Source organism: Nostoc sp., assembly GCF_036919575.1.
GTDB lineage: Bacteria > Cyanobacteriota > Cyanobacteriia > Cyanobacteriales > Nostocaceae > Nostoc.
This window is the reverse complement of the sequence record NZ_JBALBY010000005.1, coordinates 1-14,443: the sequence shown is the minus strand read 5'-3', so window position 1 is coordinate 14,443 and position 14,443 is coordinate 1. Positions and strand designations below refer to the sequence as shown.

The 14,443-nt window shown below is 42.7% G+C and carries 20 protein-coding genes and 1 tRNA gene; 7 read left to right on the top strand and 14 right to left on the bottom strand.

Annotated elements, in window-relative coordinates:
* The first annotated feature begins 122 nt into the window (after nt 1-122).
* The 3 genes from V7K27_RS01835 to V7K27_RS01825 all read left to right on the top strand — a co-directional run bounded on the left by V7K27_RS01835 (nt 123) and on the right by V7K27_RS01825 (nt 4,274).
* Entirely contained in the window at nt 123-1,094 is a 972-nt protein-coding gene (locus V7K27_RS01835; RefSeq protein WP_334943743.1) for a M48 family metallopeptidase, read from the top strand.
* A gap of 501 nt (nt 1,095-1,595) precedes the next feature.
* Nucleotides 1,596-2,009: a hypothetical protein gene (locus V7K27_RS01830; RefSeq protein ID WP_334943741.1), complete on the top strand. Its 414-nt coding sequence runs from the start codon at nt 1,596-1,598 to the stop codon at nt 2,007-2,009.
* Between the two features lie 579 nt (nt 2,010-2,588).
* The gene (locus V7K27_RS01825; RefSeq protein WP_334943739.1) at nt 2,589-4,274 is read left to right on the top strand and encodes a DUF1565 domain-containing protein; all 1,686 of its coding nucleotides are present in this window, start codon (nt 2,589-2,591) and stop codon (nt 4,272-4,274) included.
* Between the two features lie 238 nt (nt 4,275-4,512).
* On the opposite strand, the gene V7K27_RS01820 is transcribed toward V7K27_RS01825, so the two are convergent.
* Nucleotides 4,513-4,800, bottom strand: coding sequence for a DUF3493 domain-containing protein (locus tag V7K27_RS01820; protein WP_334943737.1), 288 nt, complete (start codon nt 4,798-4,800; stop codon nt 4,513-4,515).
* A gap of 33 nt (nt 4,801-4,833) precedes the next feature.
* Here V7K27_RS01820 and V7K27_RS01815 point away from each other — a divergent pair.
* From V7K27_RS01815 to V7K27_RS01800, 4 genes are all read left to right on the top strand, one after another.
* Nucleotides 4,834-4,906: transfer RNA gene (locus V7K27_RS01815), tRNA-Thr, on the top strand.
* A gap of 237 nt (nt 4,907-5,143) precedes the next feature.
* Nucleotides 5,144-5,359: a hypothetical protein gene (locus V7K27_RS01810; protein WP_334943735.1), complete on the top strand. Its 216-nt coding sequence runs from the start codon at nt 5,144-5,146 to the stop codon at nt 5,357-5,359.
* Nucleotides 5,360-5,422: 63 nt separating this feature from the next.
* Nucleotides 5,423-5,587, top strand: coding sequence for a hypothetical protein (locus V7K27_RS01805; RefSeq protein ID WP_334943733.1), 165 nt, complete (start codon nt 5,423-5,425; stop codon nt 5,585-5,587).
* A gap of 627 nt (nt 5,588-6,214) precedes the next feature.
* Entirely contained in the window at nt 6,215-6,508 is a 294-nt protein-coding gene (locus V7K27_RS01800; protein WP_334943731.1) for a hypothetical protein, read from the top strand.
* Here V7K27_RS01800 and V7K27_RS01795 read toward each other — a convergent pair.
* The 13 genes from V7K27_RS01795 to V7K27_RS01735 all read right to left on the bottom strand — a co-directional run.
* On the bottom strand, nt 6,505-6,807 hold the full coding sequence (locus tag V7K27_RS01795) for a hypothetical protein (protein ID WP_334943729.1): 303 nt from the start codon (nt 6,805-6,807) through the stop codon (nt 6,505-6,507). The two genes, V7K27_RS01800 and V7K27_RS01795, sit on opposite strands and share 4 nt — an antisense overlap.
* Before the next feature lie 18 nt (nt 6,808-6,825).
* A complete protein-coding gene (locus tag V7K27_RS01790) occupies nt 6,826-7,329 on the bottom strand; it encodes a hypothetical protein (protein WP_334943727.1) in 504 nt (167 codons plus the stop codon).
* Nucleotide 7,330: 1 nt separating this feature from the next.
* The gene (locus V7K27_RS01785; RefSeq protein WP_334943725.1) at nt 7,331-7,642 is read right to left on the bottom strand and encodes a hypothetical protein; all 312 of its coding nucleotides are present in this window, start codon (nt 7,640-7,642) and stop codon (nt 7,331-7,333) included.
* Nucleotides 7,643-7,963 carry a hypothetical protein gene (locus V7K27_RS01780; protein ID WP_334943723.1) on the bottom strand — a complete coding sequence of 107 codons (321 nt, stop codon included), beginning with the start codon at nt 7,961-7,963 and terminating at the stop codon, nt 7,643-7,645.
* A complete protein-coding gene (locus V7K27_RS01775) occupies nt 7,960-8,304 on the bottom strand; it encodes a hypothetical protein (RefSeq protein ID WP_334943722.1) in 345 nt (114 codons plus the stop codon). The genes V7K27_RS01780 and V7K27_RS01775 overlap by 4 nt, the downstream gene beginning before the upstream one ends.
* Entirely contained in the window at nt 8,301-8,804 is a 504-nt protein-coding gene (locus tag V7K27_RS01770) for a hypothetical protein (protein ID WP_334943720.1), read from the bottom strand. The genes V7K27_RS01775 and V7K27_RS01770 overlap by 4 nt, the downstream gene beginning before the upstream one ends.
* Nucleotides 8,801-9,019, bottom strand: coding sequence for a hypothetical protein (locus V7K27_RS01765; RefSeq protein ID WP_334943718.1), 219 nt, complete (start codon nt 9,017-9,019; stop codon nt 8,801-8,803). The genes V7K27_RS01770 and V7K27_RS01765 overlap by 4 nt, the downstream gene beginning before the upstream one ends.
* Nucleotides 9,012-9,554, bottom strand: coding sequence for a hypothetical protein (locus V7K27_RS01760; protein WP_334943716.1), 543 nt, complete (start codon nt 9,552-9,554; stop codon nt 9,012-9,014). The genes V7K27_RS01765 and V7K27_RS01760 overlap by 8 nt, the downstream gene beginning before the upstream one ends.
* Nucleotides 9,555-9,670: 116 nt before the next feature.
* Entirely contained in the window at nt 9,671-10,492 is an 822-nt protein-coding gene (locus tag V7K27_RS01755) for a hypothetical protein (RefSeq protein WP_334943714.1), read from the bottom strand.
* A 6-nt stretch (nt 10,493-10,498) separates the two neighbouring features.
* Entirely contained in the window at nt 10,499-13,330 is a 2,832-nt protein-coding gene (locus tag V7K27_RS01750) for a hypothetical protein (protein ID WP_334943712.1), read from the bottom strand.
* A complete protein-coding gene (locus V7K27_RS01745; protein WP_334943710.1) occupies nt 13,330-13,635 on the bottom strand; it encodes a glucose-6-phosphate dehydrogenase in 306 nt (101 codons plus the stop codon). Before V7K27_RS01745 ends, V7K27_RS01750 begins: the two co-directional genes overlap by 1 nt.
* Nucleotides 13,636-13,860: 225 nt before the next feature.
* Nucleotides 13,861-14,127, bottom strand: a complete 267-nt coding sequence (locus V7K27_RS01740) for a hypothetical protein (RefSeq protein ID WP_334943708.1) — start codon at nt 14,125-14,127, stop codon at nt 13,861-13,863.
* 74 nt (nt 14,128-14,201) lie between these two features.
* Nucleotides 14,202-14,443: hypothetical protein (locus tag V7K27_RS01735; RefSeq protein WP_334943706.1), on the bottom strand; the 242-nt coding region annotated here is incomplete at its 5' end.

Sequence of the window (14,443 nt, the reverse complement as noted above, 5' to 3'; positions counted from 1 at the left end):
GTCCTTTGTCCTTTGTCCTTTGCCATTGATCCAAAACTAATGACCAATGACCAATGACCAATCACCAATGACCAATGACCAATCACCAATGACCAATGACCAATCACCAATTACCCTAAATTATGCCAACTTACACAGGAATTTCCAGCGAAGCCTTCAGGCATCCACTAGATCGTCAAGCCGAGCAAGCTTTACGCAATTTACCAGGATTTGATTTAATCGCTCGTAAATTTGTGGAATTTATCTACGAACGCCCTCAATTAGTCTATCTAATGGGTAGCACCATCCAAGTTGGGCCGCGTCAATATTCCACTATTTACCAGATATTTCGGGAATGCGTCCGAGATTTGGACATTTACCCAGAACCCACACTCTTTGTCTCGCAAAATCCCCAAGCAAATAGCTATGCACTGGGACAAGAGAATCCTTACATAGTCATAAATACAGGGATACTAGACTTACTAGACGAAGCCGAGATTCGGGCGGTGTTAGCCCATGAACTGGGGCATATTAAATGTGGTCATACTATTTTAATTCAAATGGCGATGTGGGCGATGAGTGCTGCTTCTGCCTTGGGAGAATTGACCTTCGGTATTGGCAATTTTGTCTCTCAGGGCTTGATTTACGCCTTTTTTGAGTGGCGGCGGAAAGCGGAGTTATCGTCAGATCGCGCCGCACTACTGGTGATGGATGACTTGAATCCGGTGATGTCTTTGATGATGAAAGTCTCTGGCGGTAGTAACAAATATGCCAATGAATGTAGTTTACAAGAGTTTATCAAGCAGTCAGAAAATTATCAGGCATTGGATGAAGATGGACTGAATCAGGTGTATAAATTCTTGATGTACAGTGGCGCTCAGGGTATGATGTTGAGCCATCCCTTCCCTGTAGAACGCTTGCATTATTTACGGCAATGGGCAGTATCCGAAGAATATCAGCAAATCCGTCGCGGAAATTATCAGCGATCGCCTGCTTCAGGAGCAGTAAATGTTGCAGCCGAATCTTCCGTAAATGAAACAGAAACTTTACGCCGTCAAATTGAAGAATTACAACGAGAAATTGACAGAATGAGAAGACCTGATCCTAATTCGTAATTCGTAATTCGTAATTAAGGAAGAATTACCAAATATACCAGATGAGAAACAAGATTCTTGCTCCCTCTCCTTACTAAGGAGAGGGTTGGGGTGAGGTTCTACAAGGCTTTTTACACTCATTGAGATGCTCCCGAATTACCGGAGATGGGCACTGTTATAAGTAACAAAATCGAGGTTTTTGCCATCAGTAAACAGTGCCCACTTGACTTAAGATTAGTGCAATATGTCAGTTCTTATACTGCGTTAAAGTATTCTTGGGAGTAGATAAATTCAAGATTCCAAAATTAAGACTTGAAAATTGCTTAACTAACGCCGTGTGCAACTTTCTCTCAAACCTAACCCCCAACCCCTTCCCTACTAGCGTTGGGGAGCAATAATCAAAGCCTCTCCCCGAAGCGGAGAGAGGAATGGAAGCGGGGTTTTAAGAATAAGTTGCACATCGCGTTAACTATAATCTGAGCATTAAATTAGATGTAGGCATTTATCAATATGGGAATTCACTTGACAAAACGGCTTTTTGTGTTAGTTAATATTCTTGCCCTTATTCTCTTCATGCCGGGAATTGCCTTAGCTGCACCCGTTCAATTCCCTACTCCTTCTGGTGTCATTTTCGCCCAAACTACTAAAACTGCAAGCTACTCCAGCTCGTCGGAGATTAATCTGACTCCTCTACAAAGGCAACAACTCCAGGCTGTGCGTCAGAGAAGAAACAGGGAAATTGAGGTAGTCTTAAACACATCGCAACGTGCCCAACTTACTCACAATCTCCGCGCTGGTAAGAACATGAATCAAGCCCTAGAAAGACTGAATCTGCAACCAAATCAGCAAGAATTGGTAAAGGCGATCGTGCAATTTACGAACTTGAAAATGAAAGCTGTTTCATCTAAGAATTCCCTAAAATTAGAGCAGAAATAAAGGTTTGACTTATAGAGTAAAATACTGAGCCTTTGTTATATATAGGACTAGTATTTGATTTTTGAAATGCACGTAGTAGACCCTCTAGGCTAAGATAGTGCATTAGACGTAGGAGCGCAACCCAACTGATTATCAGGATGTTGGGTTACGCAAAGCCTCCAACGCCACTTGCTACAACGCGGGGAACCCGCGCAACGCAGTGGCTCCCCAACCTACAATTTTTTTGCAACATTTTAGCGTAGACAGTCCACTACAAGACTGATCGCACTTTTTCTTATAGGTATCTCATAGTTAAGTCAGTACAAAGGTGAATTTGATACTCCATCAATTAGCTAATTTATAGGGTAATTACTATTGACAAAACTAATTTTGTCTTAAAATGTCATAAATGGTGTATCAATAAAATTTTCTGAATAACACAATATAACTAATGTATAAGTTCTGTGATCTATCTAGGGAATTTAGCTGAATCAGTGGTAATCATCCAGTATAGTTTTGCATGGGTTTATAGCAGCTACAAGGCTGCTACTTTCAACCTTGTTCGACATACCATAATTCAGCACATCACAGACTCAAAAAATGAAATATCGGGGTTTTCACATTTCTCCAGCGAAAAATTTTCGCCTTCTTTCTAGCAGTCATCTTAGATATACTTTACGCGTGGGAGCCGGACTAACGGCAATGCTTGTTGTTTGTAGTGGGTCAATACTACTACCGGGCGAGGTTAATGCTGGTGCGACTCACCCAGAAAGTATCGCCCCAACTCTCACCGCGCAAGCTCCCGCAACAGCCGCAGTGATTTACGTTAATCCCGCAACTGGTGCAGATAGAACTGGTGTTGGTACAACGTCAACTGCACCTTACAAAAGCATCAGTTTCGCTCTCAGTCAAGCCCAATCAGGTGCAGTTATTCAATTAGCACCTGGGAACTACAACCAGCAAAGTGGCGAAAGCTTCCCCCTCTTGCTTAAACCAGGGGTGACACTGCGGGGTGATGAAGCTACTAAAGGTCAGGCGATATTGATTACAGGTGGAGGTTTCTACACTAGTCGCTCCTTTGCCAGACAGGATATTACCATCCTTGCCGAGCAAGATACCACGATCGCCGGTGTCACCGTCACCAACCCAAATGCGCGGGGTACGGGTGTGTGGGTAGAGTCAACTAATCCCACTATCAAAAGCAGTACTTTTACTAACAGTCTCAGAGAGGGTGTTTTTGTCACGGGTACAGGCAATCCCAAAATTGAAAGTAACCAGTTTGTGCAAAACAAAGGCAATGGGATTTCAATTACTAAAGCTGCTCAAGGAGAAATTCGGAATAACTTATTTCAGGATACTGGTTTTGGTTTAGCGATCGGTGGCACTTCCACACCCCTAATTGTGGAAAACCAAATTATTGAAAACCAAGACGGTCTTTTTATCTCAGAGTCAGCCAAGCCCGTATTGCGTAAGAATGTTATTCAGAACAATAAGCGGGATGGAGTAGTAGCAACTGTTAACGCTTTACCCGACCTCGGCACCAACGAAAATCCTGGTGGCAATCTTATCCGCAATAACACTCGTTATGATGTGAACAACGCCACCAAAACCGGTAAAATTCTCGCTGTTGGCAACGATATCGATCAGAAAAAGATTTTTGGCTCAGTAGATTTTGTTGCCGCAGCTGTTAACACGCCCTCTGGAGGGTTTAAAGATGTGCCAGCAAATTACTGGGCAAAAGCCTACATCCAAGCCTTAGCCTCCCAAAACATTATTGCTGGCTTTCCTGATGGCAGCTTTAAACCCAATGAACCTGTAACCCGCGCTCAATTCGCCGCTATTGTCACTAAAGCCCTAACACCATCAGCCAAACGCCCAGTCATTAAGTTTAAGGATGTAGCAAGCAATTTCTGGGCTTACGCTGCAATTCAATCTGCTTACCAGGGTCAATTTGTTTCTGGTTATCCCGATGGCACTTTTAAGCCACAGCAGCAAATTCAAAGAGTGCAGGCGTTAGTAGCTTTAGCTAATGGTTTGGGCTTAACTGCGAATAATCAGAATGTCCTTAACTTTTACACCGATGCTGCCCAGATTCCTAATTATGCGATCGCACCTGTTGCTGCGGCAACTGCACGGCAATTAGTGATCAATTATCCCACAGTGAAGCAACTCAATCCTAATCGTCAGGCGACTAGAGCCGAAGTTGCTGCCTTTGTTTACCAGGCACTCGTCAATGCTGGACGCGCTCAACCAATTCCTTCATCCTATTTGGTAACAGTTCCGTAAATGCCTAGAACACCAATTCAGTAATCCTGAAAGAACCTCTCCCCCAACCCCTCTCCGTTGGCGTCAGCCTGCCGTCAGGCAAGCGGAGAGGGGAGTTTGGCTCCCCGAACGCTAGTAGGGAAGGGGGCTGGGGGGTTAGGTTTTTGATTACTGAATCGATGTTCTAGTTAGCAAATTGAAAGCGCCAGACTGATAATTAGCTAGTCTGGCGCTTCCAATATTGTGAGTTTTATTAATTTTAGGGTTTTTTAACCGATTCAGGGCGTTGTTGCTGACGCTGTTCCCAGCGCCAGAGGAAGACCATTAAAACAACGATCGCTACTTGCAGAGCTAAACTAGGCAAAGCACTCTCAACATCCCGTCCGGCAAGCACTTGGAAGAAAAAAACGAATGCGCCGAGGAAGCCAGAAGCACCGAAAGCGATATAGAAAAATTGTCGTAAGCCGCGATAAGGGGCAGCTATTTCTGCTTTGAGGCTGGCATATTGTTCAGGATTAAGGCGATTTTTAGAATTTTGATCCACCATGATTAAATCATGTTATACTTACAGATTGTGTACGCCGATGTGGCTCAGTTGGTAGAGCAGCTGATTCGTAATCAGCAGGCCGTGGGTTCGAGTCCCATCATCGGCTTTGATTTTTAAAAATCATACCTTTATCTTGACCGAATTTTGACCATTTGCACTTAAAACCTGTAGGATCGCACTACTCAAACGCTACTCATTTGACTGTCATCGAACCGGTGACACGAGGATTTTCAGTCCCAAAGGAAAAGGATTCAATCTGCTGCAAATACCACGTTTATTATTTGAAATATCAAATTTTTGCCTAAACCTTGCCTAAATGAAGTGACAAAAAGGGAATTTTGTAATGGAAAAAAATCATTCAGATCGCACTCAAGAAATAGCTCTAGGAATTCCAGATTTCGCCGATGATCCTGATAGTATTTCTACGCCTAAATTATTTTTTGAAGATGATGGGATATACGTAAATTGCTGCCACTGCGGAGGCTCAGGCTATTTGTATCGTGATAGTGGCTGGATTTGCCCTGAGTGCGATGGTTCTGGAATTGGGGGGATGAGATAAATTCAAAATGGAAAATGGCGAATTATACAAGGATGGAATCATTGAAGTAACAGAAGTCGAATTATGCCTAAACAAGAAAAAGTAATTCACTACGTTCCTGGATTTTGGAACGGGCAAGCTTACGTAAAAGCTGCTTGTGGCGCGGAAATTACCTGTGAAGAAGCGTCTTCATTATTCACTAACTGCCCTAACTGTAAACTGGAATGGCGGCGTTTAGCAGTCCCATGAGAGAAAATGGAGATTATGCCCACACTTAAACAGCCGACAAGCCCATAACCAAGGGGTTACAGGCTCTCAATTCGAGTACAAATCAAATTTGTACCATTGTATTCTGAAAATTCTAATTTGCTAGAGTGAATCCCCAATGAGTAAACTAAGGTAGCCCAGTAGTCTAAGGTAGGACGGCTTGTAGCGAGTTAATCGGTTCCGAGAAATCCTGGTTCAAGTCCAGGCTGGGCCATTTAAGAAAGTGAATCCGCAATTTGTCTAGAGTCGCCATAAAAGTTTCAGTTACCCTGAATCCCCACAGACACTAGATTTCCTAGCCTTTACAAAACTAAAGATTCAAACCTAGAATTTATGGCATTTTTTAACTCTGTAACAGCTTTGCTATAACAGCACTGCTCATTCATATTGGGATTTCGAGCTTTAATCTTATTAATTAATAATTCAGAAGCTTTAACGTTGCCATCAAGTAAATTGATTAAGTGAAGTTTGGTTTTGGGATGTACTGCAAATAAAAGCATTTGATTAATGATTACCTTACTAATCCAAAATGCTCTAAAATGTTTAAATTGCCATCAGTGAATGTTCTATCAGTGAATTTGACAAGCATTTGTAAAATTTTAAAAAACTATGAACTCTTCAACCATTGCAGAAGACCCCAAAGAATTTCTTAAACAGATGATGAGTAGTTTTTCAGAAAGGATGTGGTCTGCTGGCTGGGTTTCGGGAGTTGAATTTAGCCTGTGGAAAAAAGTCAGGGAATGCTCAGACGATTTGACAATTCGAGAAATTGCTGATTTTAACTTCTACTCTGGATTAGCCGGAGGTTGGTGGATGTGGGATGAGAACCAAAAGTCTGAAGTGTTTGTAAATTTGGGTTACTGGCTAGAGATTTACAGGAACTACAAATTTTCAAAAGTTTAATCGCCTTTTTCGTTCGGCTTGGAATTACGAATTAAATAAGCTTTGACTTCTCGGACTTCATTTTCAATTCCTTGCACATGGTTGTCAACTCCTCGTATTTCGCCCTCTAAGTCTTTGAAACCATTCGCAACGCCTCTTGAGATTTCTAGCTGATTGTTCACGAGATGATTAAAGTCTCTTTTGTCGTTTATTCCCTTCTCAATAGCTTTCTCCCTTTTTGAAAGCCAAAGTAAAGCCCAACCCACAATTAGTCCGGCAACGGCTACCACTGCACCTACGTCTTTAAAATCAAAATTCATATATTAAAGATTACACATCTATGACACTTTTCTAAAATCAATACAAGTATAAATTTCACTAACACCTGTCTCAATCTCAGCGCCACCAAGGTTAGCGCTAGATGACTGGGGACTGCTACAGTAATAATCGAGTGATAGTGATCGTGAATTATCTAAACTGAACTTACCTGACAGTAGAACATCAGAATAGTTATTAGCTGATCTACTTGTACCCGGTATATAAGCATTACTACTTAAGAGAATAAGGGAGTTACTAGTGTTATCCCATAGCCTAATTCTCGTAGCATTTGTAGAGTAGAAGTTTGCTCTTGCAAATATTTCGTAGCTTCCCTTTGGAAGGACAAATTTATTTGATAATAGCGTTACCTCTGCTGTTTCATCCATTGTAATTGTATTCAGTTCTCTATTTGTCCATGCACTATCTACCGCCATTCCACCATCGACACCAGAATCTTTTCTATCTAGCAATTGAATGAATTGAGGTGCAACTAAGTTTACTGGTTCCAAATTAAATAAAGGCATTTTAAGTTAGCTCATTAACTAAAGCATTACCATTTACCGATGACCAAATTCCACTAATTATCCCAGTGTAATGAAACGGGATTTCGTAATATCCTCCCGCAAATAGCTTGGCAGTAAAAGCGCTTGTTGTTGCTGTTGCGCCAAACTGAATAAACAAATTAGTGGTACTGTCATTCCAAATTGTTGCACCTTTCCGGTTAGAATTGGCTGCTAAAATTATGCCACTAGTAATAGCAGAAGCTACCGTACTAGGGGTTGATGTAGCGCTAGTTGATTCAATTACTGTTGCTAAAGAAGGATTAGAAAGAGGCATTTATTCTGTACACTCCACAAAAGACAGTCTGCAATTATTAGTAGCAATAGCACTAATTTTACCTATATAAAGGTTGGTACTATTGATTTCGTAGCTGCCTCCATGAGGCTTCAGAATAATTCCTTTGTTAATCAAGGCATTTGTTTTATCTCCCAAAACAAGAGTTAAATCAACAGAGGAATTATTGACAAAAGCCGCATAACTTCTGGTGGTGTTAGCGTTCAAAACAACATCAGAAATATTAGCAGTTAAAAATTTTTCAGCATTAGTGCAATTACTAAACCGAAGAATCCCCGCGGTTTCTTGAGTATTGTTTATCATTCGGTTGGATCATCCAGATTATCAACAAATAATGCCGTGTCAATCTTGACCCGCACAGTGAATTGATATTCCGGTGCTTCCGGTGTTCCTGTTAATTGCTGAGAGACAAATTCAATAGGCGGAAGGTTAGCAATTATCCTTGCTTCATTTACTTGGTCAGTCAGAGCAGATAACGCTTGCAAAAGCTTAACAATACCTTTAACGCAAGACGTTTCAAGAGTTAGATTGCTGCCACTTTCAGTTATCAAGCTTAAATTAAGCTTTAGTTGATTGTTACCAACAAACTCAATCGCACCTGCGGTAAGTTTTTCGGACAAAGCTGCGTAATTTAATGTAGTCATAAATTGTCAATTTTGAATTCAATAGTTTCTAATTTGGAGCGAACCGCATTAACTAAATCCTCGGTAGTATCCGTTTCTGTACCAAGGTATTCCCAAACGCCTAAAGTTACCTGTTCAATCCACGGTAGCGCTTCAAATCGCAGACGATAATCACTGGTGAGCTTTGGAAAAATTACCAATTCAATAGCATTGAGCTTGATTAAATGCCGTGTACCGTCTATCTCAGTAGAAGGAACCTGCCCCAGCCCTTCAAAAATCAGAGTGTCATCGATGTGAATGTTGCTGATTTGCTGGTAGAAATAACCCGCTCTAATCCAACTGGGTTTGGCAGCAAGCCAAGAAGCGCCGACTAAAAAAATATGCTTGTCTGTTAGGTAGGGAAGCTCAACCGGGTCAATCAGGGGAGCGCGAATTCTGCGGTTTTGGAGATTGCCTACCAGTTTTTGGTAGTAGGTTAGTTCCCATGCCCCGACCGCCGTCAGGTCGAGGTTTATTGTCATGGCTCAACTAATTCCCAATCCCTGGCCAAGTCAAAAACATCAAAACCGACTTCATTTAAAAAATCAAGGAAAGTATCAGCGTGTATCTCGCCTTTAATAAAAGCTGATGTATACTTTGCTCTCACGATCATTAAATCTATTTCTTCCTGGATATCCTTTTCAGTTTGCCCAGGATACCAAAAAGCTGGGGTGGACAAACTGAAGGCATTATTCACCACTTGCTACGTAAGGGTATTCTTCCGGCTCAAGCCAGATGCGCCCGTATGCACCGCCAACAGAACCCTTTTTTGCTTCAACTATACCTAGTATTTTGGCTTTTAAGTTGGCGGGAGTATCAGATGTAATTGGTGCAGTGAAATTGTATTGAGTACCCCCTCCGCGAGCGCCTGCCCCGTAGCGAGTATATGCACGTCCGCTGCCCTTGGCTCGAACTACTGCGGGGCTGCTATCGCTAACCATTGCGATAATCCGCGCGGGTTTAAAACCTCTAGGGGCTTCGGGATCTGTAGCAGCTTCGGCTAGTCCCAGGGCTGTGTCACCACCGAAGAAAGCAATTGCTTTCTTTGATGCTTGGATGGTAAATGCTGCGCTTGCTGCTGCTAAAGGTGAAAGAACCGCATATTTGACGGCGACTTTTGGTTGTCTTTGGGTGGCTGCACCTTCTTCTCTTTGTGGTGCTTTATAAGCCTCACGCGCTTTAGCATATTTTAATTGTTGCTCCAAATAGCTTGCACTTTTGCGTCTGCCCATACCAGTATTTTGTTCTTATACGTATTTATCTACACTTCAGTCATAGCAGGCAATACCACTCATTATTTTTAACCGGATAACATATGTTGTCCGTCAAATTTTTGTAATGATTCTACTCAAACCCGTTCGATGACACTTCGTAAACGAGATCCGGACGTCGCAACCAAGTTAACAGGATTTTGTTTGCCCCATATTAGTAGTTGGGCGAAGCGGAACTTTATCTGAGTCGTTCTTCTCTTTATAAATTTTTTGACTGTACGTCCATAAACTCGATGAGTTCCGGGACTTGTAGAATAAGTTCGATCGTTGTCGATAAATTGCAAAAAATCACGCTCAAATGGGTGTTCTTGAATTTCTAATACGGCTCTGATGATTCGTTCGCCCTCGGTTTTGCTGGGAACTAAAAGTTTTAATTCATAACCGCGTTCTATGTCAAAATATGTACATTTGAAGTGTCCTTTATGCCAGATAAAGGGAGGAGTAGCGAATACACTTTTAATTTTTCTAGCAATCGTTTCAGCATCGCTTCTACTAATAGTTTCACTAGACTCGTGCATTAACCTGAAAGTGATTTCACCTTCTAACTGAGGAGTTGATTCGCTGCCGTGAATTTCAAAGTCGTATGGCTCTAGAAAACAAAGTTTTACTTGAGGTTTGAAGGTTCGTTCTGATTGAATTTCAAACCAAGGAATACCATATACAGGGCGCTGTACGCTTTGTAACCTTCCTGCCGTTACTTCAAACAACCACATTCTCATCAATGTCATTGTAGAAGTATCGGAATCTTTCATGGTGCAAGCTACTTTTAAAGATTTCTTGGGAGTCTCTAAACTGTCAGATTCAGTACTTTTAAAGTATTGATTGACTCCTTTATTGTGCCAGAGTCTTATAGTATCTTTTAAGTGTTGCCATTCGTTAAAGTCGTCTGGTAGTGGCATTATTTATTAGTCTGACTCGTCAGATTCAAAATCTGTATCATTAAGTTCTAGCCCAGTCGCACTAGCTAGTTTTGAAGCATCAAAACTCTTTTTAACTTTTGTCGCTTCTGGTGGTTGTACGCCTTGTTTTGAACCGTCCTCTTCGCCTATTGACTTGCCTATCTCATTTTTTAATTCTCCAATTTGAGCAACATTTTGCTCTACAGATACTACTTCAGAAGCTACTTGATCTATTTGAGAGACAACGTTAGTGGCTCCTTCCAGTGTGGTAAAAAACTTGTTATGAAAATTAGGCTGTGGATTGAACCACTTGTAAGCACTTTCGCCAACTTCACCCCATTTACGGAGAGCATTCCCGATGAGAGCGACATAACTACCAACAACTTCTAAAGCACTCAGTATTGAATATCCAATTGATTGGAGCGCATTAAATATATTTGCAGTAGCTTGATAGATTCGATTAGCTTTTTTATATTCTGCTACCAATTCCGTATAGTTCTCTTCACCAAATATTGATTTAAAAAAGTTAGCTGTCCATTCAGAAGCAATACTACCAAAGCCGGATTCTTCGCCTTTTTCATTCTTCCATTTAAATCCTACCGCTTGAGAGATGTTATCAATAGCAGCAAATAGAGTTTGACCTAAATTATTAGAAAGCATTAAGCCATTATGGAAAGTAGTAATTAAAGTCAAAATATTAATGATTCTATCTACTTGCATTGTTTGCCATAATCTAGTAAAAGTGGCAGATAATCCCCCAGGCAGTAAAGCACCAAGTTTAGTGTTTATCAATTCTAAAAGTGCTAATTGTGCAGCGTTCGCCCCAGCACTAATTTTGTCTAAAAGACTATCTGTATTTTTGTTATTATTTTGATTAATTTTTTCAGCCGAATTATCTATTGCTTTGCCAATACATCCTTGAGGTTGGGCAAGTTCACATACAGCCGCTTGAGTAGAAGCCTTTACGACAGGAGATTTAGCGATCGCGTCTGGTAGGAGAATGGGGGTTAACCCGGCTAATATTCCGCCAATGGTTATCAGTCGTGCTATCTGGTCGTCAAAGTCTTTTTTCTGCTGCTGAATGAGTTGATTCGTTTTATCATTTGTCGCTTCCGGCGTTGGGGAAATTTGAGCTTTTGGAACCGGGCTATCACCGTCTGCGATTGGAGACGGGCGGATAGTTTGAGGATTACTTGCCGGGGGTGTAGTAGGATTTGGCGCTGTGGTTGGGTTACTAGTCCAATCAGCCGGATGAGGTGTGCCTGAAATATAATTACCGTCTGGTCCATAACCTTCTGAAGGTGTAATTGTTGCTGGCGTTACCGTTGCATAACCAACACTTGAACCGTTCCCGGTCGATCCTGGCGCTGCTGCAAATCGTGGTTGGGGTGCGTCTTTTGGTTCTGCAAAAGGTAATGGTGGCGGTGTCGGGGCGGTTCCAGGTAGATTTCCACCAAGATTTGAGGGGGTTTGGGTAGGGTTTGGCGTCGAACTTGGTGCTAAACCCCCGTGACCGGGAAAGTATGGTCCGGTGCTATTGGGTGTGTTGCCTGCTGGAATCCCTGGAACTACATCACGGTTTTTGCCTTTTTTCGTTCCGGCTGCGGGAGTGCCTGAACCAACGGTATAGGTTCCTTCGTAATGATAAGGAGAGTTATCTGGTGGCGGACTCGGAGAATAAACTTGAGCAACACTATCCAAATTACCATCTGCTCGCACAACGGTAATATTTCTAAGGGCTTTAGCTTCTGCACCATTTGGGTGTCCAACTGTAATCAAGAAAGTCCCTGGAAAATAAACACTACTGCTACTAAAAGCATCGATTTGGCAACCTACTCCTTGAGTATTTTCAACATCTGTGGCTTTCAGAGAAATAGCAGAAATTGGACCTGCCACTAATCCGTCAAGAGTTCGGGTAAACAATAAGTCTTTACCAAGATAGACATCAAAAGTTGCCCCAACTCGGTACAAACTTCGTGGCACTTGCCCCCCTAAAAAAGGCGGATAGTTTATTGGTTCTATTGGTGGGGTGCCTGTACTCGGTGGGCTGTGAAAGAAATAATCCGAGGCTTGCCCAGCAACGAACCCGCCAACCGTCGCGCCAATAAATCCGCCTACAGGACCGGCGATCGCTGTTCCCACAACACCACCAGCAAAAGCACCGACAGCACCAGCAACCGCGCCACTCGCCGCTTGAGTTACAGGTTGCCCGGAGTAGGTACGTATTCCAAAGTCAGCAACAGCAAACGCTCCGGGGATGGCGAATCTGCCCGCCGCTTGCGGAAGTGAACTTGGCAAGGAATCGAAAAATCCACCACCCCCGCCACCACCACCTGGAGGTGACGGGATACGTTCTGCTAGCATTGCTGGCGCTGGGGTAGCCGTTGGCTCAAGTAAAGAACTTGCCCTTGCACCGGTGCCGTTCATCGTCGCGGGAAGTCTCCCCGTTGATGGTGGGGGTTGACGTTCTGGTGTTGATGCGGGTGGTTGGCTTAATCGAAATTCTGGTGGCGGCTGCGCTACTTCCGGTGATGTGGGTGAGTTGGATGTTCTGTTTGCGATTTCCTGGCGCTGCGCTTGCTCGCGCCGGGTTATCTCCTGCTCTCGTGCGGCAGCTTGTTGCTTTTGCTCAAGAAAATATCCGGCATTATTGGCTGATTCTTCTTGCCAGAGACGCTGTTCTATAACTCTGGTACTAGCGTTTTCCCTATTTACATCGGTAACTGGAGTGGGCTTTTGTAACGGTGTTCCTGGCGATGGACGCTGACTCAATGCCCCATACAAATCAGCGTCATTATAATCCAGCGAGATGAACTGCCGTGGGTTGGTAATTGGCACTAATTAGCACTAAAGCTCGCTGGTAATGCCGTGCTACTAAGTGGCTGTACAAAAGTCCAGGGCTTACCACTGGCGCTTAAATGATCTGGAGAAACTTCTAAAGACAAACGGCAGATCATGCGGGTTTTAACATCCGCGGCTACCCAAAAATTCCCGGCTTGGGCGGCGCGTTCGGTGTAGCCCACACCTTCGATTACTGTTAATCCTGAATTTATTGCAAATAGGGCTTGTGCTGACCAAGCATGCAATTGCTCTAAAGTTGTGATCTGAGAAGGAATTTGAGTCGTAACATTTAATGCTGTCATGATGAAGAGATTTTTAAACAGTTATTCCCCTGTTGTATGTTTTATTGAAACTTCTGTAAATGTTCCAGTTTTATGTAAAACCAGAATAATTGAGTGCTTACACTGACTCAATCTCAGCAATAACATAATTAATAATAGAAAAAACTTCCACTTTAACCATGCAGGAAGATTAAAGCGGAGCTTCCCCCGAAAAGATTAGTATTTTTTCGGAGTTAATATTTATATCTAGCTAGCGATCGCTAAATCCGGCGATGGAGCAGCAGGCAGTATCGATGCTGCGGCAACATCGATTAAGGTTTTAATTCCAGGGGCACCAGCCAAAATGCTGGCTGCGGTCTGTTCGTCTGCTGCCAACAAGCTTTTAATCTCGGACAACGCTTGATCGCGTTCGGCAAGGTGTGTGGAATCGGCTTTAATTAGCTTGCTAACAATCTCCGAGTAATTATTTAGCAAAGTGGCTTGAGCCGCTAGCGCCTCATCTATTTTGGTCATAAACCTTTCATCCATGAATTACGCTTCGGTTTTAGCACACGCGATCACAGTCCCGACAATACCATGTAGATTGCCTACGTCTTGGGTGGTTGACTTAATTTATTTGCTCTCACATGCATAAAAACTCCAGGGGAGAATTCAATTTGCCATTTCCCATGACCACCGCCAACAACTTTTACAAGTACCCCGCCGTACATTGCATCCTTGTACATTTGAGGTTCCCACGGCTGTTGTGGCTGTTGTGGCTGTTGTTTTTCAAGCCATTCTTTGGCTATTTTGTTGGCGCATTCTTCAAAAAGTCCGGCTTGAGTTAGCC